The sequence below is a fragment of the Ruegeria sp. G7 genome (assembly GCF_056535465.1).
The window spans coordinates 1,184,175-1,201,513 of record NZ_JBQFIL010000001.1 but is presented as its reverse complement, the minus strand read 5'-3'; the positions used below and the strand labels follow the sequence as shown (position 1 = coordinate 1,201,513).

Genomic DNA, 17,339 nt, shown 5'->3' with positions numbered 1-17,339 from the left:
TCTACATGATTTTGAAGGCGGGGTCTTCCATCGGTTGCGCCGCGGGCAGCGGTTCGGCTGCATAGGCCGAGGTGATGCCGTGAATCCATTTGCGTGACTTGTCGGTCAGCTTGAAACCCTTGGTCATCGACCGGCCCCGCGTCACCAGAATGCCCAGATCGGCCCCTTCATAGCGGTAATCGCCGACATTCGAGATGCGCAGGAAGAACGCCTCATTTTCGCCAACCGCGCGGCGGTGATAGTCGAAGCGGTCGAACACGACGCGGCCATCTTCCAGCATCTTGTAGATGCCCGATTGCGGCGCCTGCGTGATGCGGTCGACGCTGTCATCGGTGTGCTTGATCACCATCTGCGACCAGCTGTCGATCATGTCCGGGTCGGCCCAGCGGGCGTTCAGTTCCTCGACATCCAGCTTGAAGGGTTTCTTGGTGAATTCCAGCAGGTGGAACAGGAACAGCGGCGCGTCGGCATGGGCAAAAGCGGCGTGGTTGGTCATCGAACTGGCCCCGGTGATGCGGGGGTTGAGCTCGCCCAGCCACAGCTCGCCGGTCTTCTTGTCGATCAGGAAGTCGAGTTCGAAATAGCCGCGATAGCCGGATTTGCGCAGCTCCTCGCCGAACTGGAACGTCAATTGACGCGCCTGTTCGCGTGCTTTGGGCGGGAATGCGGTCGAGAAGATTTCGTTCCCGCACCAGCCACCGCGATAGGGGGTGAGTTCCTTGAAGCCCACAAGCTCGGTCATCAGCGGGCCCACGATCGTGCCTTCGGACGTGGCACAAGCCTCGATCGCCGCGCCGCGACAATCGATCCGCTTCATGATCTTGATCTCGCCTTCGCCGACGATCTCGTCCTTGTGCTTGTTGAAATCAGCCTCGGACTTGATGAAGAACGTGGTGTGGCCGCTGTCGCCAAAGGCCGATTGCAGCACCAGATCGTGGCCCAGCCCGGCCTTATCGCAGATTTTCTTCAGGTGATCATAGCTTTTGACCACGCTCAGCGTGTTTGGCACCGACGGCACACCGGCCTTGTTGCCGATGCGCACGGTTTCGATCTTGTTGTCACATTTGGTGCGCAGCTTGGCCTTGGGGAACCACAGCTGTCCGCCCAGTTCCTTGACCAGTTTCTCGGTCGTCTCGTCAAACATCAGGAAGACAAACTTGGGCTTGCCGCCGCGTCGCTTGATCAGGTCGATGACCTCTTTGTGCTGCAGCAGATAGTTGTTGATGTCCTCAATCGACTGGAATTCGTCATGCGGCATCTCGGAAGGAACGAACACGTTCGGATGCCGCCCGTCAAAGCAATCCATGTAGCAGATATAGGTGAAATTCATCACCCATTCATCCAGCCCCAACAGGTTGAAATTGGTCGCCGACACGAAATAGATCGGGTCCTTGTTGGTGTGGAAATACCGGCGGATTTCCGAGATGTTCTTCAGCACCTTCTTTGGCATATGGTCCTCCCAGTCCCTTATGTTTTCTTGACTGATTTCAAAGCGTCTTCGGTAAAAATGCGCAGGCCCAGATCGGCACGGAACCCGTGGATTTCCGACACGTCCAGTTCCTGCATGAATTTCAGAATCTCGGGGCTAATCACCTGCCCCGGCACCAGAATGGGAAAGCCCGGCGGATATGGGATCACGAAAGTGGCCGAGACCATTTCCTCGCCCGCTTCCAGCCGCTCCAGCATGTCCTTGTCGGGTTCCACGTAATCGCAATTATCCTCGTCATAAGACAGGAAGAACGCGGTGCGGATGTCCCCGGCCTCGGTGCCGTCAACACAACGGAACGCGTCGTGGAAGCGGCTGAAATCCGGCAGCGGCGGGACGTGTTCGCTGAGGTTCTTGACGCGTTTTTCGAAGGCGCGCTTTTCCATCTTGGACGCGTCGTCCATCAGGTCGTCCAGTTCCTTGGCGATCTCGACCAGCACCTCGATCAGATACGCGACCGAGCTGCGCGTGGTACCGATATTGGTCATGAACAGCACGGTATTGCGCGAGGTCTTGTTGATCTGGATGCCGTATTTATCCATCAGGATCTTGGTCTTGAACGTATCGCCATCCCAGCCCGTCGCGCCCACATGCAGGGTGATACGGGTGGCATCCAGAACGAATTCATCCTTGGCCCAGCAATCCCAGACATCGGCCCAGCCCTGATCAGGATCGAAATAGCTGGTCATGCCGCTTTCGCGGTATTCCTCGGGGATCATGTCGCCCGCAGTGACCAGCCGGAAGTATTTCCTGAGCAACGGATGGGTCGTCACCGCCCGGCGGATCGCCATGGCGCTTTCCACCTGACGCTGAACGAATTCATAGCCTTCGATCTCGACCTGTCTGCGGCCCACATCCAGCGAGGCTATGATCTGATAGTTCGGCGAGGTCGAAGTGTGGGTCATGTAGGCCTCGTGAAAGGCCTCTTCCACCGCGCCTTTGAACTGCTGGTCGTTGACGTGGATCATCGAGCCCTGCCGCAGCGCGGTCAGCGTCTTATGCGTGGATTGCGTGGCATAGACCCTAACCCGCGCGTCCGGCGGCGCGATCAGGCGGGTGTTCAGCAATGTCTCATCATCCGCGCCTTCCAACTCGGCCTGCTGGGCGGCGTAAGCTTCGGCGTGCTCAGCGGTACGGAATTGTTCACGCAACAGGTTGGCGGAACGCATGGCGGTGCGCACGCGGGTGTTGGGGGCGAAACGGGCATAGCCGAACCAGGCCTCATCCCACAGAAACACAAGGTCTTTCTTGATCGCCAGACATTCCTGCATCACGCGTTGGACGTTGTAGACGATACCGTCAAAGGTGCAGTTGGTCAGCAGTACCATACGCACCTGATCCAGCTTGCCTTCGGCCTTCAGAGTCAGCAGCTTGTGCTTGATCTCGCGGATCGGCACCGCGCCGTACATCGAGTAGTCATGCAGCGGGTAACTGTCCATATAGACCACGCTCGCCCCTGCCAGAACCATGCCGTAATGGTGGGATTTGTGACAGTCGCGGTCGACCAGCACGATGTCGCCAGGTCGGACCAGCGCCTGCACCACGATTTTGTTGCAGGTCGAGGTGCCGTTGGTGGCAAAGAAGGTCTGTTTTGAACCGAATGCGCGGGCAGCGGCCTCTTGCGCCTCTTTGATCGGACCACGCGGTTCCAACAGGGAATCCAGCCCGCCCGAGGTGGCCGAGGTTTCTGCCATGAAGATGTTCGAGCCGTAGAACGCCCCCATATCCTGAATCCAATGGCTGCGGCTGATGGATTTGCCGCGGCTGATCGGCATCGCATGGAACACGCCGGTGGGCTGCTTGGAATACTCCTTCAGCGCCGTGAAGAACGGCGTTTTGTACCGCCGCTGCACCCCGCGCAGGATGTTCAGGTGTAGTTCCAGAAAGTCTTCCTGATTGTAGAAAACCCGCCGACACAGACCCAGATCAAGACCCGCAATATCCTCGGCGGATCGGTCGGTGATCAGGTAGGCATCCAGTTCCGGGCGCAGCATGCCGATCCGGCGGCAGGTCTCGGGGCCATATTCCGAAGGGGACAGCGCATCCAGATCAGCCCCTTCGCCATAAAGGCTGATATAGCGCCCAAGCACATTGGTTTCGTTCTTGGATTTCAGGCTGAGGCCCGGGCGAACGATGACCGCCTGCACATTCTGGTTGAACAGGACCCCGATCAACGCGTCCTCGACACTGGGGACCACAACGGTCTCGTAGATGAACGGGTCTTCGCTGCGGCGCATCCGCTGCAGGCTGGATTGCAGGAACCGTTCCTGATGTTCGTTGACGTTGTCAACGATCATCACCTCAAAATAAGGCCGCCCCAGCGCACGGGCCTCGTGGCTTTGGGCCGCTTCATCCTCGAACTCATCTCCTTCGGTTTCATCCGCGATCAGTGGGATCGACCGCCGGCGATACGCCCCCGAGGTCAGCGCACGCGACACCCGGCGCACAGCAGTCGAGAAATCAGCGAAGTTACCGTGATCCAGCAACCGGCGCAGATAATCAAAAGCCGACCCGCCGGGAAAGGCAAAATACACCTCGATCGGGGCCAGCGCCCTAAGCAATTGCCGTGCCCGGTCCCGATCCTTGTCGCTGGCGTTCTGGTCCAGAGATTCCGCCGTTTCCCGCAGCGCGCTCCATCGGTCTGCCCTCAGTTGTGAGGCGCTGTAATAGTCCGAAATGGTGTGGAGCTTTTCGCTGTCGGATAAGCCGTGCATGAAATTTCTTTCCTTTCTGCCGATACCGAAAAGCCGCCCCGGTATCAGTCTGTCCCTGAGCGCCCTTTGTAGAGATAGAGATTATCGGGCTTCTTCGCGGCGTCTTCATTATATCCCAGCGCCGTTCTGGGGTCGGATGCAGCAACGCCTGCCACGTCGCCTTTCTGCGGAATGCGCAGCGGGCCCAGCGTGTGCAGATACGCATCCGCACCGCTGTTGCGATCATAGACGGGGAAATCCGCCTCGCGGTCGCGGAAGCTTTTGAGGACCTGACCCAGACCTTTCAGCCCGACCTCACGCTGGCGGCGGACCTGATCCAGATCGATCTCGATGGGGAAGATATCCTCTTGCCCGGCCGACTGGTGCAGCACGGTGGCCGACGGATCGACCACCAGCGAGCGGCCCACGCCGCCTGCAGCCAGACCGTTGACGTCGAACACATAGCACTGGAACTGCGCGGCGGTGGCCTTGGCAATCGACAACTCGGCCTCGCGGTCGGTGGTACCGGTCAGGACCGGGTGCAGCAGAACCTCGACCCCCTGGCTGGTCAGGTGGCGCGTGGTTTCGGGGAACCAGATGTCATAACAGATCGACAGTCCGAACCGGCCCACATCCGGGACATCAAAGATGCAGAATTCGGTGCCCGACGAGATACTCTGCTCATAGGGCTTGAACGGGAACATCTTGGAATATTTTGAGACGATCTCACCATCCGGGTTGATCACCACCGAGGTGTTGAAAATCCGCCCGTCCTCGTGCTTTTCGAACATCGATCCGGGGATCAGCCAGATACCATAGCGCCGCGCGGCGTCCTGAAAGCGTGACAGGTCATCGTTGGGGAAGGGCTGGGCAAAACGGTCAAGCGGGCCATAAGGGGCCAGTTCGCTGAACAGGGCCATCTGGGTCCAGGGAAACCGCGCCATCATCACGTCGATCCGATGCAGCATCGCCTCGACATTCGAATGCATCGCGCCAACGTGCATCTGGATTCCGGTTATCGCAAAGGGGGTCATTTTTCGTTTCTTCTCTTTTTTCTTGCCGATTGCGACTGCCGTGGTGATCCGGCGTTCTTCATCGGAACATAAAACCGCGTGTTCGCGCAAGCCCGCTATCCGCAGGCGATTGATTTATCCGGCCTCTTCCTCGGCGACGTCCTCGCCGAGCGGTTCCACAAAGTCGATGTCGTTACGAACCCAGAAGAACCGGAACCCGCAACTGCGCAGCCATTTTTCCAGCCGGTCCAGACTGGACCATTCCCGGCGCAGACCACGCGTGGATTCGACCAGCGCCCATTGGCCATCGACCAGAAAATAGACCGTCCAGGTGTTGGGATGCGCCGACTGGTTGGCAAAGCCACCGCTAACCACCTCGCGCGCGGTGCGCACGGCGACCGGGTAGTCCCCGATCCGGTTTTCAGCGGCGAGGATGGCCAGATCGTTCTGGCGGATCGTGAAAGTGGGAAGGGGTGCGTCGTTCATGATTTGCCTGTTAAAGAACACACCCATTCCGGTACCTCACGATCCGTCTTCTGATCAACCTCTGACGGGCTCACGCGGCCTCGGTCTGTTCGGTGACTTCGGCGTTTTCGACCACAGCTTCGGCATCCTGATCGTGAATCGCACGGAACAGCGCCTTGCGACGCTCGCTGATGTCCTCGGATTTCAGGTTCTCGATCCGGGTTGCCAGCGTCCAGATATGGCCGAACGGGTCGGCAACGGTGGCGCAACGTTCACCCCAATAGGTATCGTTTGCGTCTGCGATCAGGGTCGAGCCATTTTCCAGCGCGGTCGCCAGCGCGGCATCCGCGTCTTCGACATACATGTGATGGCCAACGGGGATGACGGTGCCGGGAACGGTGGGGACATGCGCGCCCCAGCCGGCGGTGACAAACAGCATCGAGTTGCCGATCTTGATGGCGGCAAAGCCGGGGGCCTCTTCGGCGTCATAGGCCTGAATTTTGGCGTCAAAGGCTTTTTCGTAAAAGGCCAGTGCCGCAGGAACATCGGCAACGGCAAGCGATGCGGTGCAGGTGCGATAGCCGCGGGGCAGGGTGGCAGGCTTCTTTTTCATAGCTCAAATCTCCGAATTGGGCGGGGGTCACCCGTTGGAACATGCGGGGCAACTCCCGCACTATGCATCATACTGTGGATCAACTCGGCAAATATTGCAACACTATGATGCATAGTGCTGAGATTTCTGTGCTGAAGGTCAGAATGTCGGGGGCGTACAAGCACTGACAATCCGGCATTTTTCCGGGCCCACCTGCCGGAACCGGTGCGGCGTGCGGCTGTCAAAGTAATAAGCATCCCCCGGCCCCAACACCTTGCGCTGATCGCCCACCGTGACCTCGACGCGGCCTGAGATCACGATGCCGCCCTCTTCGGCCTCGTGCCCATACATCACCCGGCCCGTGTCCGCGCCCAGATCATAGGTCTCCTGCAGGATCATCATCGCGCGGCCATAAAGGTTCGACCCCACTTGCCGCAGCGACAGCCCGCCCTTGCCGATCTCAGTCAGGTCCTCGGCGGCGTAGAACACGGTCTGTTCGCTTTCGATCTCGAAGGAGAAGAAATCGGACATGCTGATCGGAATGCCCTGCAAAATCCGTCGCAACGCCCCGACCGAGGGGTTCATCTTGCCCGACTCGATCAGCGAAATGGTCGAGTTCGGTACATCCGATTTCTTAGCCAGCGCCCGCTGCGACAGGCCCGCGCGTTCGCGCAGGGTCCGCAGGCGTAATCCAAGGGTCAGATCATCCTGATTGGCGTTCTTCATGTTCACTATCCGCATCACTTGAGGGGTGCCGGGACCGTAAATCAAGGGCTTATGATTCACAAGAAACAGGCTTTCGCCTGAGGCTGTGGGCATTACAGTCGCGCGGTCAGATTTGCGGGCACGCGCCCGATAACCCGAAAGGACGCAAGATGCTGAATGCTCAGATTGCTGAACGCCGCAACACCTCGATCGCGCAGGGCGTGGGAATGCAGACGCAGGTCTATGTGGACCGTGCCGCAAACTCCGAGGTGTGGGATGTCGAGGGCAAGCGCTATATTGATTTCGCCGCAGGCATCGCCGTTGTGAATACCGGGCATTGCCACCCCAAGGTGATGGAAGCGGTGCAAAAACAAGCCGCGAACTTTACCCATACCTGCCATCAGGTTCTGCCTTATGAAAACTACATCCGTCTGGCCGAGCGCCTGAACGAGAAGGTGCCGGGCGACTTCACCAAGAAGACCGTCTTTGTGACCACCGGTGCCGAGGCGGTTGAGAACGCAGTCAAGATCGCCCGCGCCGCAACTGGCCGCCCTGCCGTGATTGCCTTTGGCGGTGGTTTCCATGGCCGGACGTTTATGGGCATGTCCCTGACCGGCAAGGTGCAGCCCTATAAGGCTGGCTTTGGCGCAATGATGCCCGACACCTATCACGTGCCCTTCCCGGTCGAATTGCACGGCACCTCGACCGAAGATTCGCTGGGCGCGCTGACCAAGCTGTTCAAGGCCGATCTGGACCCGGGCCGCGTGGCCGCGATCATCATCGAGCCGGTTCAGGGCGAAGGCGGCTTCTACCCCGCGCCAGCCGAACTGATGCGCGGCCTGCGCGCGCTGTGCGACGAACACGGCATCGTGTTGATCGCCGATGAAGTGCAGACGGGCTTTGCCCGCACCGGCAATCTGTTTGCTATGGACGCCTATGACGTGGCCGCCGACATCACCACCATGGCCAAAGGTCTGGCAGGCGGTCTACCGCTGGCCGCCGTCACCGGTCGCGCCGATCTGATGGACGCCGCACAGCCCGGTGGTCTGGGTGGCACTTATGGCGGCAACCCGCTGGGCATCGCCGCCGCCCATGCGGTAATGGACGTGATCGAAGAAGAAGACCTATGCGCCCGCGCCAACGAATTGGGCTCGCGCCTAAAACAGCGTCTGGAATCGATCCGCGCCCGCACGCCCGAAATCGTCGACATTCGCGGCCCCGGCTTCATGATCGCGGCCGAGTTCAACACCACCGACGGCAGCGCCCCGAACCCCGACATGGCCAACGCCGTGCGCGCCGAGGCGCTCAAGCGTGGATTGATCCTGCTGACATGCGGCGTATATGGGAACGTAATCCGTTTCCTCGCGCCGCTGACGGTGCAGGACGAGATCTTCGCCGAGGCGATGGATATCCTCGAAGCCTCGATCGACGCTGTCAAAGGAGCCTGAATATGCTGGATACCAAAGTGACCAAGCTGGAGCTGAAAGATCCCAGCCTTCTGGAAACCCGCGCCTATATCAATGGCGAATGGGTCGAGGGTGAGGCGACCTTCCCCGTCTACAACCCCGCCACGGGTGATCTGATCGCCAACGTGACCGATGTCAGCATCGAAGGGACCGCGCAGACCATCGACGCCGCTTACGCTGCGAAGAAGGAATGGGCCGCGCAGACCGGCAAGGAACGCGGCGCGATCCTGCGCAAATGGTTCGATCTGATGGTTGAAAACGCCGACGATCTGGCCACCATCCTGACTGCCGAGATGGGCAAGCCCTGGCCCGAGGCACGGGGTGAGGTGCTGTATGGCGCGTCCTTCATCGAGTGGTTCTCGGAAGAGGCCAAGCGCGTCTATGGCGACGTCATCCCCGGCCACCAGCGCGACAAGCGCATCGTGGTTCTGAAACAGCCCGTTGGTGTGGTGGGTTCGATCACCCCGTGGAACTTCCCCAACGCGATGATCGCGCGCAAAGTCGGCCCGGCGCTGGCGGTGGGCTGTACCTTTGTGGCGCGCCCCGCAACGCTGACGCCGCTGTCGGCGCTGGCGATGGCAGTGCTGGGCGAACGCGCGGGTATCCCCGCGGGTGTACTCAACGTCATTCCGGGGACCGACAGTTCCGGCGTGGGCAATGAGCTCTGCACCAATGACAAGGTCGCCAAGATCACCTTCACCGGCTCGACCCGCGTGGGCCAGATCCTGATGCGTCAGGCGGCGGGCACGATCAAGAAGATGTCGCTGGAACTGGGTGGCAACGCGCCCTTCATCGTCTTCGATGACGCCGATGTGGATGCCGCCGTCGACGGTGCGATGATCGCCAAGTTCCGCAATAATGGCCAGACCTGCGTCTGCGCCAACCGCATCTATGTGCAGGCAGGCGTTTATGACGAATTCGCCGCAAAGCTGGCCGAGAAAACCAAAGCGCTGAACGTGGGCGACGGGTTCGGCGACGGCGTAACCACTGGCCCGCTGATCAATCAGGCCGCCGTTGACAAGGTCGAGGAACATATCTCAGACGCGGTGTCCAAAGGCGCAACCGTCACTTTGGGCGGTAAACGCTCGGATCTGGGCGGCACGTTCTTTGAGCCCACCGTTCTGACTGGCGTGACCCCCGACATGGTGGTGGCGAAGGATGAAACCTTTGGCCCCGTCGCGCCTCTGTTCAAGTTCGAGGATGAGGATGACGTGGTCGCCATGGCCAATGACAGTGAATTCGGTCTGGCCTCATACTTCTACAGCCGCGATCTGGCGCGAGTCTGGCGCGTAGCCGAAGGGCTGGAGTCCGGCATGGTGGGCATCAACACCGGCCTGATCTCGACCGAGGTCGCGCCATTTGGTGGCGTCAAACAGTCCGGCCTGGGCCGTGAAGGGTCGAAGTACGGGACCGAGGATTTCCTTGAGATCAAGTATCTCTGCATGGGCGAAATCCAGTAAACCGCGCCAGCATAGCTGAAATTCAACGCACCCGCAGTCCGCTGCGGGTGCTTTTCTTTTCAGACCGATGCGTGCCCGCGCAAGCGGATCACCAAAGGCATCATCGCCAGCACCAGAGCGGCCGAGAAAAAGAACGGTGCGCCGGGCAAGTAAATCCCCTCGCCATCGACCGATGCCTGAAACAGGCCGGTCATCACCAGGGGCGACAGAACCGCGGCCACGGATGAAAGTGACGCGATGACGCCCTGCACCACGCCCTGTCGGTCTTCGTCCGCCTGGTTCGAGGCCATCGCCGTCATCAGTGCGGGCACGAGATCAGACAAAGCGGCCAGCAACAGAAAGACTACAAGGGCCGTGACCGTCGCCGTGAACCCAAAGCCGATCATGCCGATCAGCGCCGAAATCATACCCAGCATCAGGGTCCGGTAATCGCCGATCCACCTGATGAAGACCGGCATCAGCCCGCCCTGAACGATGGCCAGCAATACGCCATAGGCCGCAAGCGACAGGCCGATATAAAGCGTGGGCCAGTCGAACACCTCGCGCGTCCAGAACGCCCATAGGGTCGGGTAGACCATGTTGGCGAACTCGAAGATGAAGATGCACAGCAGCGGCACCGCCAGACCCGGAAACCGGAAGGCGTCAAAGATCGATTTGAACGGGTTCAGATCGCGTTTTCCAAAGGGGCGGCGCTTCTCGGGCGTCAGGCTTTCGGGCAGGACAAACACGCCGAACAGAGCATTGGCCGCCGACAACGCGGCTGCAATCCAGAACGGTGCGGCGATACTGATCTCGGCCGCAAGCCCTCCGATCGCAGGTCCGAGGACAAACCCGATCCCGAAGGCCGCGCCGATCAACCCGAAGTTCTTGGCTTTCTCGGTTGGTGACGAGATGTCGGCAATATAGGCCGTCGCGGTGATATAGGTCGCCCCTGCCAGACCCGCCAGCGTTCGCCCGAGCAAAAGCAACCAGAAGCTGTCCGCCAGCGCCATGATCACATAGTCCAGCGCCAGCATGACCAAGGCGGCAATCAGGATGGGCCTGCGGCCAATGGCATCCGAGATGCTGCCGACGATAGGGCCGCACAGGAACAACGCCCCGGCATAGGCCGCCATCAGCAGCCCGCCCCAGAAAGCGCCCTGCCCGGTATCGCCAGCGCCAACCCGGTCCATCAGGTCCGGCATGATCGGGAACACGATGCCGATGCCGATGGCATCGATCATCAGAGTGATCAGAATAAAGGCGATGGCGCGGTTCTTGAACATATCGCCCTATCGGACGGGCGGATATGTAAAGCAAGTGAAAAGGGCCGCTTAGGACATCCCGAATGTCCCACGCGGCCCTTCCCAGATTTATATGTGTTGCTGCATGGAGCGTTTGTCTGCCTCGGGAGCCGGAAAATTTGAAAGTTTCCGGCCCGATTTCATTCTATGAAATCGGTTCCCGTTGCTACTGCCCCAGCGCTACACCTTCACGGCGCGGATCCGCAGCCCCGATCAGCTGACCATCCTTGATCAGGATCGCGTGCAGACCCGAGTTCAGGTCGGCCGCCTTGACCTCATGCCCTTTCGCGGCAAGCGCATCGAGGAAATCGGCGGCAGCGGTTTCCTGTTCCACCTCCATGCTTGATCCGTTGCGGTGCACGAAGTGGCCAGTCTCGATGGCGTCCTGCGGGTCCATGTCCCAGTCGAGGATCGCAATGATGGTCTTGGCCACATAGTTGATGATGCGGCTGCCACCGGGCGAGCCGATCAGCAGATAGGGCTCACCATCTTTCATCACGATGGTCGGCGACATCGAGCTGCGCGGACGCTTGCCGCCCTCGACCCGGTTGGCCACCAGACGGTCACCATCTTTGGGCGCGCGGTCAAAGTCGGTCAGTTCGTTGTTCAGCAGGAAGCCCCGAACAAAGACACGGCTGCCAAAGAAGGTCTCAATCGTCGTGGTCATCGACAGCGCGTTGCCATACTGATCGCGGATCACGATATGGCTGGTGCCGGGACGATCCGGGTTCTGCGACGGCGCGAACAGCGCGGTGTGATCGCGCGGCGGCTCACCGGCCGAGCGCTTTTCGCTGGCCGCTGCCGGATCGATCATTTCGGACCGCAGTTTCAGGTAGTCCTTGTCCAGCAGACCTTTGACCGGAACGTCAACGAAATCACTGTCGGCCATGTAGAGCGCGCGGTCGGCATAAGCCAGCTTGGCGGCCTCGGCATACAGGTGCGCCAGCTCGGCGTTCCAGCCAGTGCTCTTGAGGTCGAAGTTGTTCAGGATACCCAGAATCTGACCCACGGTCAGACCACCCGAGGTCGGCGGGCCCATGCCGCAGACGTCATAGCCGCGATAATCGGCGCAGACGGCGGGACGGACCTTGACGCGATAGGCGGCCATGTCTTCCAGCGTGATGTTGTTCTCAACCTTCGACGTGGAATCCACCGCAGCCACGATATCCTCGGCAATCGGGCCGTGATAGAACGCATTCGCGCCCTGATCGGCCAGAATACGCAGAGTCTCGGCAAAGGCGGGGTTCTTCAGCAGGGTGCCTTCGGCCAGCGGGCTGCCATCTTCGTTGAAGAAGTATTCCTTGGCACCGGGGAAGACGTCCAGATAACGTTCGCGGTCGATGGTCGACTGGATCGAGTTCGCCATGCGCGGCGAAACCTCAAACCCGTTTTCAGCCTGTTCGATGGTCGACTGGAACAGCGACGCCCAGTCTTTCTTGCCATAGAGGTTATGGGTCACTTCCATCAGACGCAGGATGCCGGGCACACCCACGGCCTGCCCGCCCGAGATCGCCTCGGCAAACGGGATCTTCTCACCTTCGGCATTCAGGAACCGTTCGGGCGTGGCTTTGGCGGGGGCTTTCTCGCGCGCGTCAAACGTGTTCAGGGTTTCGGATTCCGCATCCCAATACAGCAGGAACGCGCCGCCACCGATGCCGGACGACTGCGGCTCGACCAGATTCAACATCAGCTGAACGGCGATCATCGCATCTGCGGCCGTACCACCGGCGGCCAGCACGTCGTAGCCTGCTTTGGCGGCAATTGGGTTGGCGGCTGAGACCATGAACTCGGTGCCGGTGACCGAATCCTTGTCCTCCCATCCGTAGCCATATTCCGGCGCGGGGTCTTGCGCGCTGGCTGTGCCAGCGACAACCCCCAGGGCCAGCGCGGCGCCGGTTCTTAGAAATGTCCTCATCATTAAATCCTCCGGGTGATGATTGACGGGTTTCCTGTTCGTTCTGCTCTTTTGGTTTTCTGTTCCCTGGTCGGGCTCGTGCTATGCCCCCGCTTTGGCCGCGCGCACCACGTAAACCGATACCTCGGAATGCCGGACCACACGGGCTGCGTTGGGACCCAAAAGATAGTCCTTGAGGTCCGGCCGATGCGCGCCGATGACAATCAGATCGCTGCCTGCTTCCTGTGCCGTGTGCAGGATTTCCTGATAGGCGGTGCCGGTCGCCACCACATGACGGACCTTGGCGTTGCGCGATTCGCCCAGAACCGACTTGCCCAGTGCCTCAAGCGCGGCCTGCGCCTTGGCGACGGCCTGTTCATGATGTTCGGGTTCAAAAAAACTTCCAACGAATGATTCACCATAGTCGGGCAATACCGTGACAACATCCAGTTGGGCCCCGTCCAGCTCGGCCAGACGCCCAGCCTGCCGCAAAACTTCGGCGTCGGTTTCGGGTTTTCCGGCATCCACGGCACAAAGGACGGATTTGGTCATGGTGTTACCTCTTGTTGTGTGGTGCGTGCGGCGCGGGAGCGTTGGAGGAAGGCGATGAGGCCGAGGAGGATGAGCGCGGGGATGAACATCAGCTCTTTGGGGGGCTGGTTCTGGGGCGCTTGCACGGTGGTGATGCGGACAGGTTCGTCGGCGTAGTAGTCGAAGTTCGACAGCTCGTCCGAGACCGGGGTGCCGAACAGTGGCTCGTCAAGCTTGACCAGGCCGTCTTCTTCCAGCGGGATCAGGCCCAGGGCGTCGATGCGGGCGGCGCCGTCAGCCTCGTCGCCGATGGTCAGCACCACTGTGGTCTCGGTCATGTTGCCGGTGTCAAAGTCCGGGCCTGCGACCTCGATGCGCAGGGAACTGCCCGGGGCGGCCTCGCCCACGGCTTGCTCTAGCTGTGCGGGGTCGATCTGCGCAAAGGGCGGTGCGATACGGTTCATGAAGAAGTCCGGGCGGAACAGCGCAAAGGCGATCAGGATCAGCGCCACGCTTTCATAGATGCGGTTGCGGGTCAGGAACCAGCCCATGGTGCCGGCGGTGAAGATCAGGATCGCGATGGTCGCCGATACCGCCACCAGAATGCCCTGCACCCAGCCCACATCGATCAGCAAGAGATCGGTGTTGAAGATGAACACGAACGGCAGCGCCACAGTGCGCAAGCTGTAGAAGAAGGCTGTGAAGCCCGTCTTGATTGCGTCGCCGCCCGACACGGCGGCAGCGGCAAAGCTCGCCAGACCCACGGGTGGCGTAACATCGGCCATGATGCCGAAGTAGAACACAAACAGATGCACTGCGATCAGCGGCACGATCAGACCGTCCTGCGCGCCCAGTTCGACAACCACACCGGCCATCAGCGAGCTGACGACGATATAGTTCGCGGTTGTCGGCAGGCCCATGCCCAGAATGAGGCTGAGCAGGCCGACCAGCGCCAGCATGGCGATCAGGTTGCCGCCCGACAGGAACTCGACCAGATCGGCCATCACCTGACCCACACCGGTCAGCGTCACGGTGCCCACGATCACGCCTGCGGTGGCCGTGGCCAGCGCGATGCCGATCATGTTGCGCGCGCCGTCGATCAGACCGTTCCACAGGTCAACAACCCCGTCGCGGAACGCGTTTGCGGTGTTGTTCTCGCCGCGGAAGATCGACTTCATCGGCTTCTGCGTCAACAGGATCACGAACAGCAGCGAGGTCGCCCAGAAGGCCGACAGGCCCGGCGATTTCTGCTCGATCATCAGGAAGTAGACCAGCACGATGATCGGCAGCAGGTAATGCAGACCGGCCTTGTAGATATCGGCAATCACCGGCAGCTCGACCTCTTTGGCGTTGGGATCATCGGGAACCAGATCCTCGACGCCCGAGGCCAGTTTCAGCAGGAACAGATAGGCCAGCACGATCAGGCCCGACAGCACCAGACCCGAGGCATCCGGGATCAGCGCAATGATGCCCTTGATCGGATACTGGATGCCATAGCAGAGCCCGGCAAAGCCCACGAAGAACACCGCCATGCCGCCAATCGTGCGCCCCATCGAGACCACGCGGTCACCCAGCGTCGGCATGTTCCGCTTCACCGCCTCCAGATGCACGATATAGACCAGCGCGATGTAGGAAATCGCGGCAGGCAGGAAGGCGTGGGTGATCACCTCGACATAGGAAATACCCACATATTCCACCATCAGGAAGGCCGCAGCGCCCATCACCGGCGGCATGATCTGACCGTTCACCGAACTGGCAACCTCGACCGAGCCCGCCTGTTCGCTGCTAAAGCCCACCCGCTTCATCAGCGGAATGGTAAAGGTACCGGTGGTCACCACGTTCGCAATCGACGAGCCCGAGATCAGGCCGGTCGCCGCCGAGCCCACCACAGCCGCCTTGGCCGGGCCGCCGCGCAGATGCCCCAGCGCGCCAAAGGCCATCTTGATGAAGTAATTGCCCGCACCCGCCTTATCCAAAAGCGCGCCGAACAGCACGAACAGGAAGACAAACTTGGTCGAGACACCCAACGCGATGCCAAACACACCCTCGGACGTGATCCACATATGGCTCATGGCCTTTTTCAGGCTGGCGCCCTTCCACTGGATCACCTCGGGCACCCAGTCGGACGAGCCAAAGAACACGTAAGCCAGGAAGATCGTCGCAATGATCGCCATCGCGGGGCCAAGCGCACGGCGCGCGGCCTCAAACAGCAACAGCAGGCCAAACAGCGCCACCCATTTGTCGACATCATCGGCCAGCAGGCCATTGTCGACCAGTTTTCATAGAAAATATAGCCGTAAAGCGCGATCCCCGCGCCCACCACGCCCATGATCCAGTCCTGAATGGGGATATAATTGCGCGGGCTGGATTTCAGCGCCGGATAGGCTGCAAAGGCCAGAAAGATTGCAAAAGCCAGATGGATCTGGCGCGAGTTGTTCACCACGCTGCCCGGCAGAATGGCGTTCGACAGGGGCGAGGCCAGCACCACCTGAAAGACCGACCACATGACCGCGACAATGGCCAGAAAGATCCCCACATTGCCCGCCGGATTGCGCGCGCCCGCATCGGACGAGGCCACCAGATCCTGAAGCTCTTCTTCGGATAGCGGGCGGTTGGATTGGGTGTCGGAACTCATCTGGCGTCTCCCCGTCGCTCTGCGATCTTGGCGGGCCGTTTCGGCCTCATTGTCACCCGGCACCCCGGGTGCGAATGGGGCGCGCCCGTCACAGGCGCGCCCCGCATCAGGTCCGGCTTACTGCAGCCAGCCTTTTCCTTGTAGTACTTCTCGGCACCCGGATGCAGCGGTGCCGACAGGCCATCCGCAATCATCTCTTCCGGCTGCAGGTTGGCAAACGCCGGGTGCAGCTTTTTGAAGTCGTCGAAGTTTTCAAAGACCGAGCTGACAACCGCATAGACCGCATCATCCGACACGTCTGCCGAGGTCACGAAGGTCGCGCCCACGCCAAAGGTCGTGGTGTCGCCGTCCGAGCCGCGATACATGCCACCCGGAATGGTCGCGGTGCGGTAGTACGAGTTGTTGTCGATCAGACCCTGGATCGCATCGCCGGTCACGTTCACCAGAACCGAGTCGCACGCGGTGGTGGCTTCCTGAATCGAGCCCGACGGGTGACCCACGGTGTAGATCATCGCGTCCAACTGGTTGTCACACAGCGCCGCCGACTGCTCGGCCGCTTTCAGCTCGGATGCCAGTTCAAAGTCATCAATGGTCCAGCCCATCGCTTCCAGCACAACATCCATCGTGCCGCGCTGACCGGAACCGGGGTTGCCGATGTTCACGCGCTTGCCTTTGAGGTCCTCAAAGCTGGAAATCCCCGCATCGGCGCGCGCCACAACCGTGAACGGCTCGGGATGCACCGAGAACACCGCCCGCAGATTCTCGAACGCGCCCGCGTCTTCGAACTTCGAGGTGCCGTTATACGCATGGTACTGCCAGTCAGACTGCGCCACACCAAACTCCAGCTCGCCCTCGCGAATGGTGTTGATGTTGTAAACCGACCCACCCGTCGATTCCACAGAACACCGAACCCCATGTTCCTTGCGCCCCTTGTTCACCAAACGGCAAATCGCACCACCGGTCGGATAGTAAACACCCGTCACACCACCCGTCCCAATCGTAATAAACTCCTCAGCATAAACAGCCGGCGCGAGAAAGGCGGCGGTTACAGCCGCTGTGATTGAAGATTTATTGAGCACTTTGACACTCCTGTTGTCAGTCTTTTTTGATCCTTAT

12 protein-coding genes and 1 pseudogene are annotated in these 17,339 nt (G+C 60.4%); 2 read left to right on the top strand and 11 right to left on the bottom strand.

Going from position 1 to position 17,339, the window contains the following annotated elements; translation table 11 throughout:
• Position 1: 1 nt before the first annotated feature.
• The 6 genes from ACR3EN_RS06020 to ACR3EN_RS05995 form a co-directional block, all read right to left on the bottom strand.
• Positions 2–1,450 (bottom strand): biotin carboxylase, encoded by a 1,449-nt coding sequence (locus ACR3EN_RS06020; protein WP_480825761.1) that lies wholly within the window; start codon positions 1,448–1,450, stop codon positions 2–4.
• A gap of 17 nt (positions 1,451–1,467) precedes the next feature.
• Positions 1,468–4,200, bottom strand: a complete 2,733-nt coding sequence (locus ACR3EN_RS06015) for an aminotransferase class I/II-fold pyridoxal phosphate-dependent enzyme (RefSeq protein ID WP_480825759.1) — start codon at positions 4,198–4,200, stop codon at positions 1,468–1,470.
• Between the two features lie 44 nt (positions 4,201–4,244).
• Positions 4,245–5,213, bottom strand: coding sequence for a carbon-nitrogen hydrolase family protein (locus ACR3EN_RS06010; protein ID WP_480825757.1), 969 nt, complete (start codon positions 5,211–5,213; stop codon positions 4,245–4,247).
• Between the two features lie 114 nt (positions 5,214–5,327).
• Complete coding sequence (locus ACR3EN_RS06005) at positions 5,328–5,678, bottom strand: hypothetical protein (protein WP_480529864.1); 351 nt, start codon at positions 5,676–5,678, stop codon at positions 5,328–5,330.
• Between the two features lie 70 nt (positions 5,679–5,748).
• Positions 5,749–6,270: a VOC family protein gene (locus ACR3EN_RS06000; RefSeq protein WP_480825754.1), complete on the bottom strand. Its 522-nt coding sequence runs from the start codon at positions 6,268–6,270 to the stop codon at positions 5,749–5,751.
• Positions 6,271–6,408: 138 nt separating this feature from the next.
• Positions 6,409–6,975, bottom strand: coding sequence for a cupin domain-containing protein (locus ACR3EN_RS05995; RefSeq protein WP_170674640.1), 567 nt, complete (start codon positions 6,973–6,975; stop codon positions 6,409–6,411).
• A gap of 149 nt (positions 6,976–7,124) precedes the next feature.
• On the opposite strand from ACR3EN_RS05995, the gene ACR3EN_RS05990 reads away from it, so the two are divergent.
• On the top strand, positions 7,125–8,402 hold the full coding sequence (locus ACR3EN_RS05990) for a 4-aminobutyrate--2-oxoglutarate transaminase (protein WP_480825752.1): 1,278 nt from the start codon (positions 7,125–7,127) through the stop codon (positions 8,400–8,402).
• Between the two features lie 2 nt (positions 8,403–8,404).
• The gene (locus tag ACR3EN_RS05985; RefSeq protein WP_480825750.1) at positions 8,405–9,880 is read left to right on the top strand and encodes an NAD-dependent succinate-semialdehyde dehydrogenase; all 1,476 of its coding nucleotides are present in this window, start codon (positions 8,405–8,407) and stop codon (positions 9,878–9,880) included.
• A 59-nt stretch (positions 9,881–9,939) separates the two neighbouring features.
• On the opposite strand, the gene ACR3EN_RS05980 is transcribed toward ACR3EN_RS05985, so the two are convergent.
• The 5 genes and pseudogenes from ACR3EN_RS05980 to ACR3EN_RS05960 form a co-directional block, all read right to left on the bottom strand.
• Positions 9,940–11,145, bottom strand: a complete 1,206-nt coding sequence (locus tag ACR3EN_RS05980; RefSeq protein WP_480825748.1) for an MFS transporter — start codon at positions 11,143–11,145, stop codon at positions 9,940–9,942.
• A 184-nt stretch (positions 11,146–11,329) separates the two neighbouring features.
• Positions 11,330–13,081, bottom strand: a complete 1,752-nt coding sequence (ggt, locus tag ACR3EN_RS05975) for a gamma-glutamyltransferase (RefSeq protein ID WP_480825746.1) — start codon at positions 13,079–13,081, stop codon at positions 11,330–11,332.
• 78 nt (positions 13,082–13,159) lie between these two features.
• The gene (locus ACR3EN_RS05970; RefSeq protein WP_480825744.1) at positions 13,160–13,609 is read right to left on the bottom strand and encodes a universal stress protein; all 450 of its coding nucleotides are present in this window, start codon (positions 13,607–13,609) and stop codon (positions 13,160–13,162) included.
• Positions 13,606–16,223: pseudogene (locus ACR3EN_RS05965) on the bottom strand (TRAP transporter permease). Before ACR3EN_RS05965 ends, ACR3EN_RS05970 begins: the two are co-directional and overlap by 4 nt.
• The gene (locus ACR3EN_RS05960; RefSeq protein WP_480918400.1) at positions 16,220–17,302 is read right to left on the bottom strand and encodes a TAXI family TRAP transporter solute-binding subunit; all 1,083 of its coding nucleotides are present in this window, start codon (positions 17,300–17,302) and stop codon (positions 16,220–16,222) included. The pseudogene ACR3EN_RS05965 and the gene ACR3EN_RS05960 overlap by 4 nt, the downstream one beginning before the upstream one ends.
• Positions 17,303–17,339 lie beyond the last annotated feature (37 nt).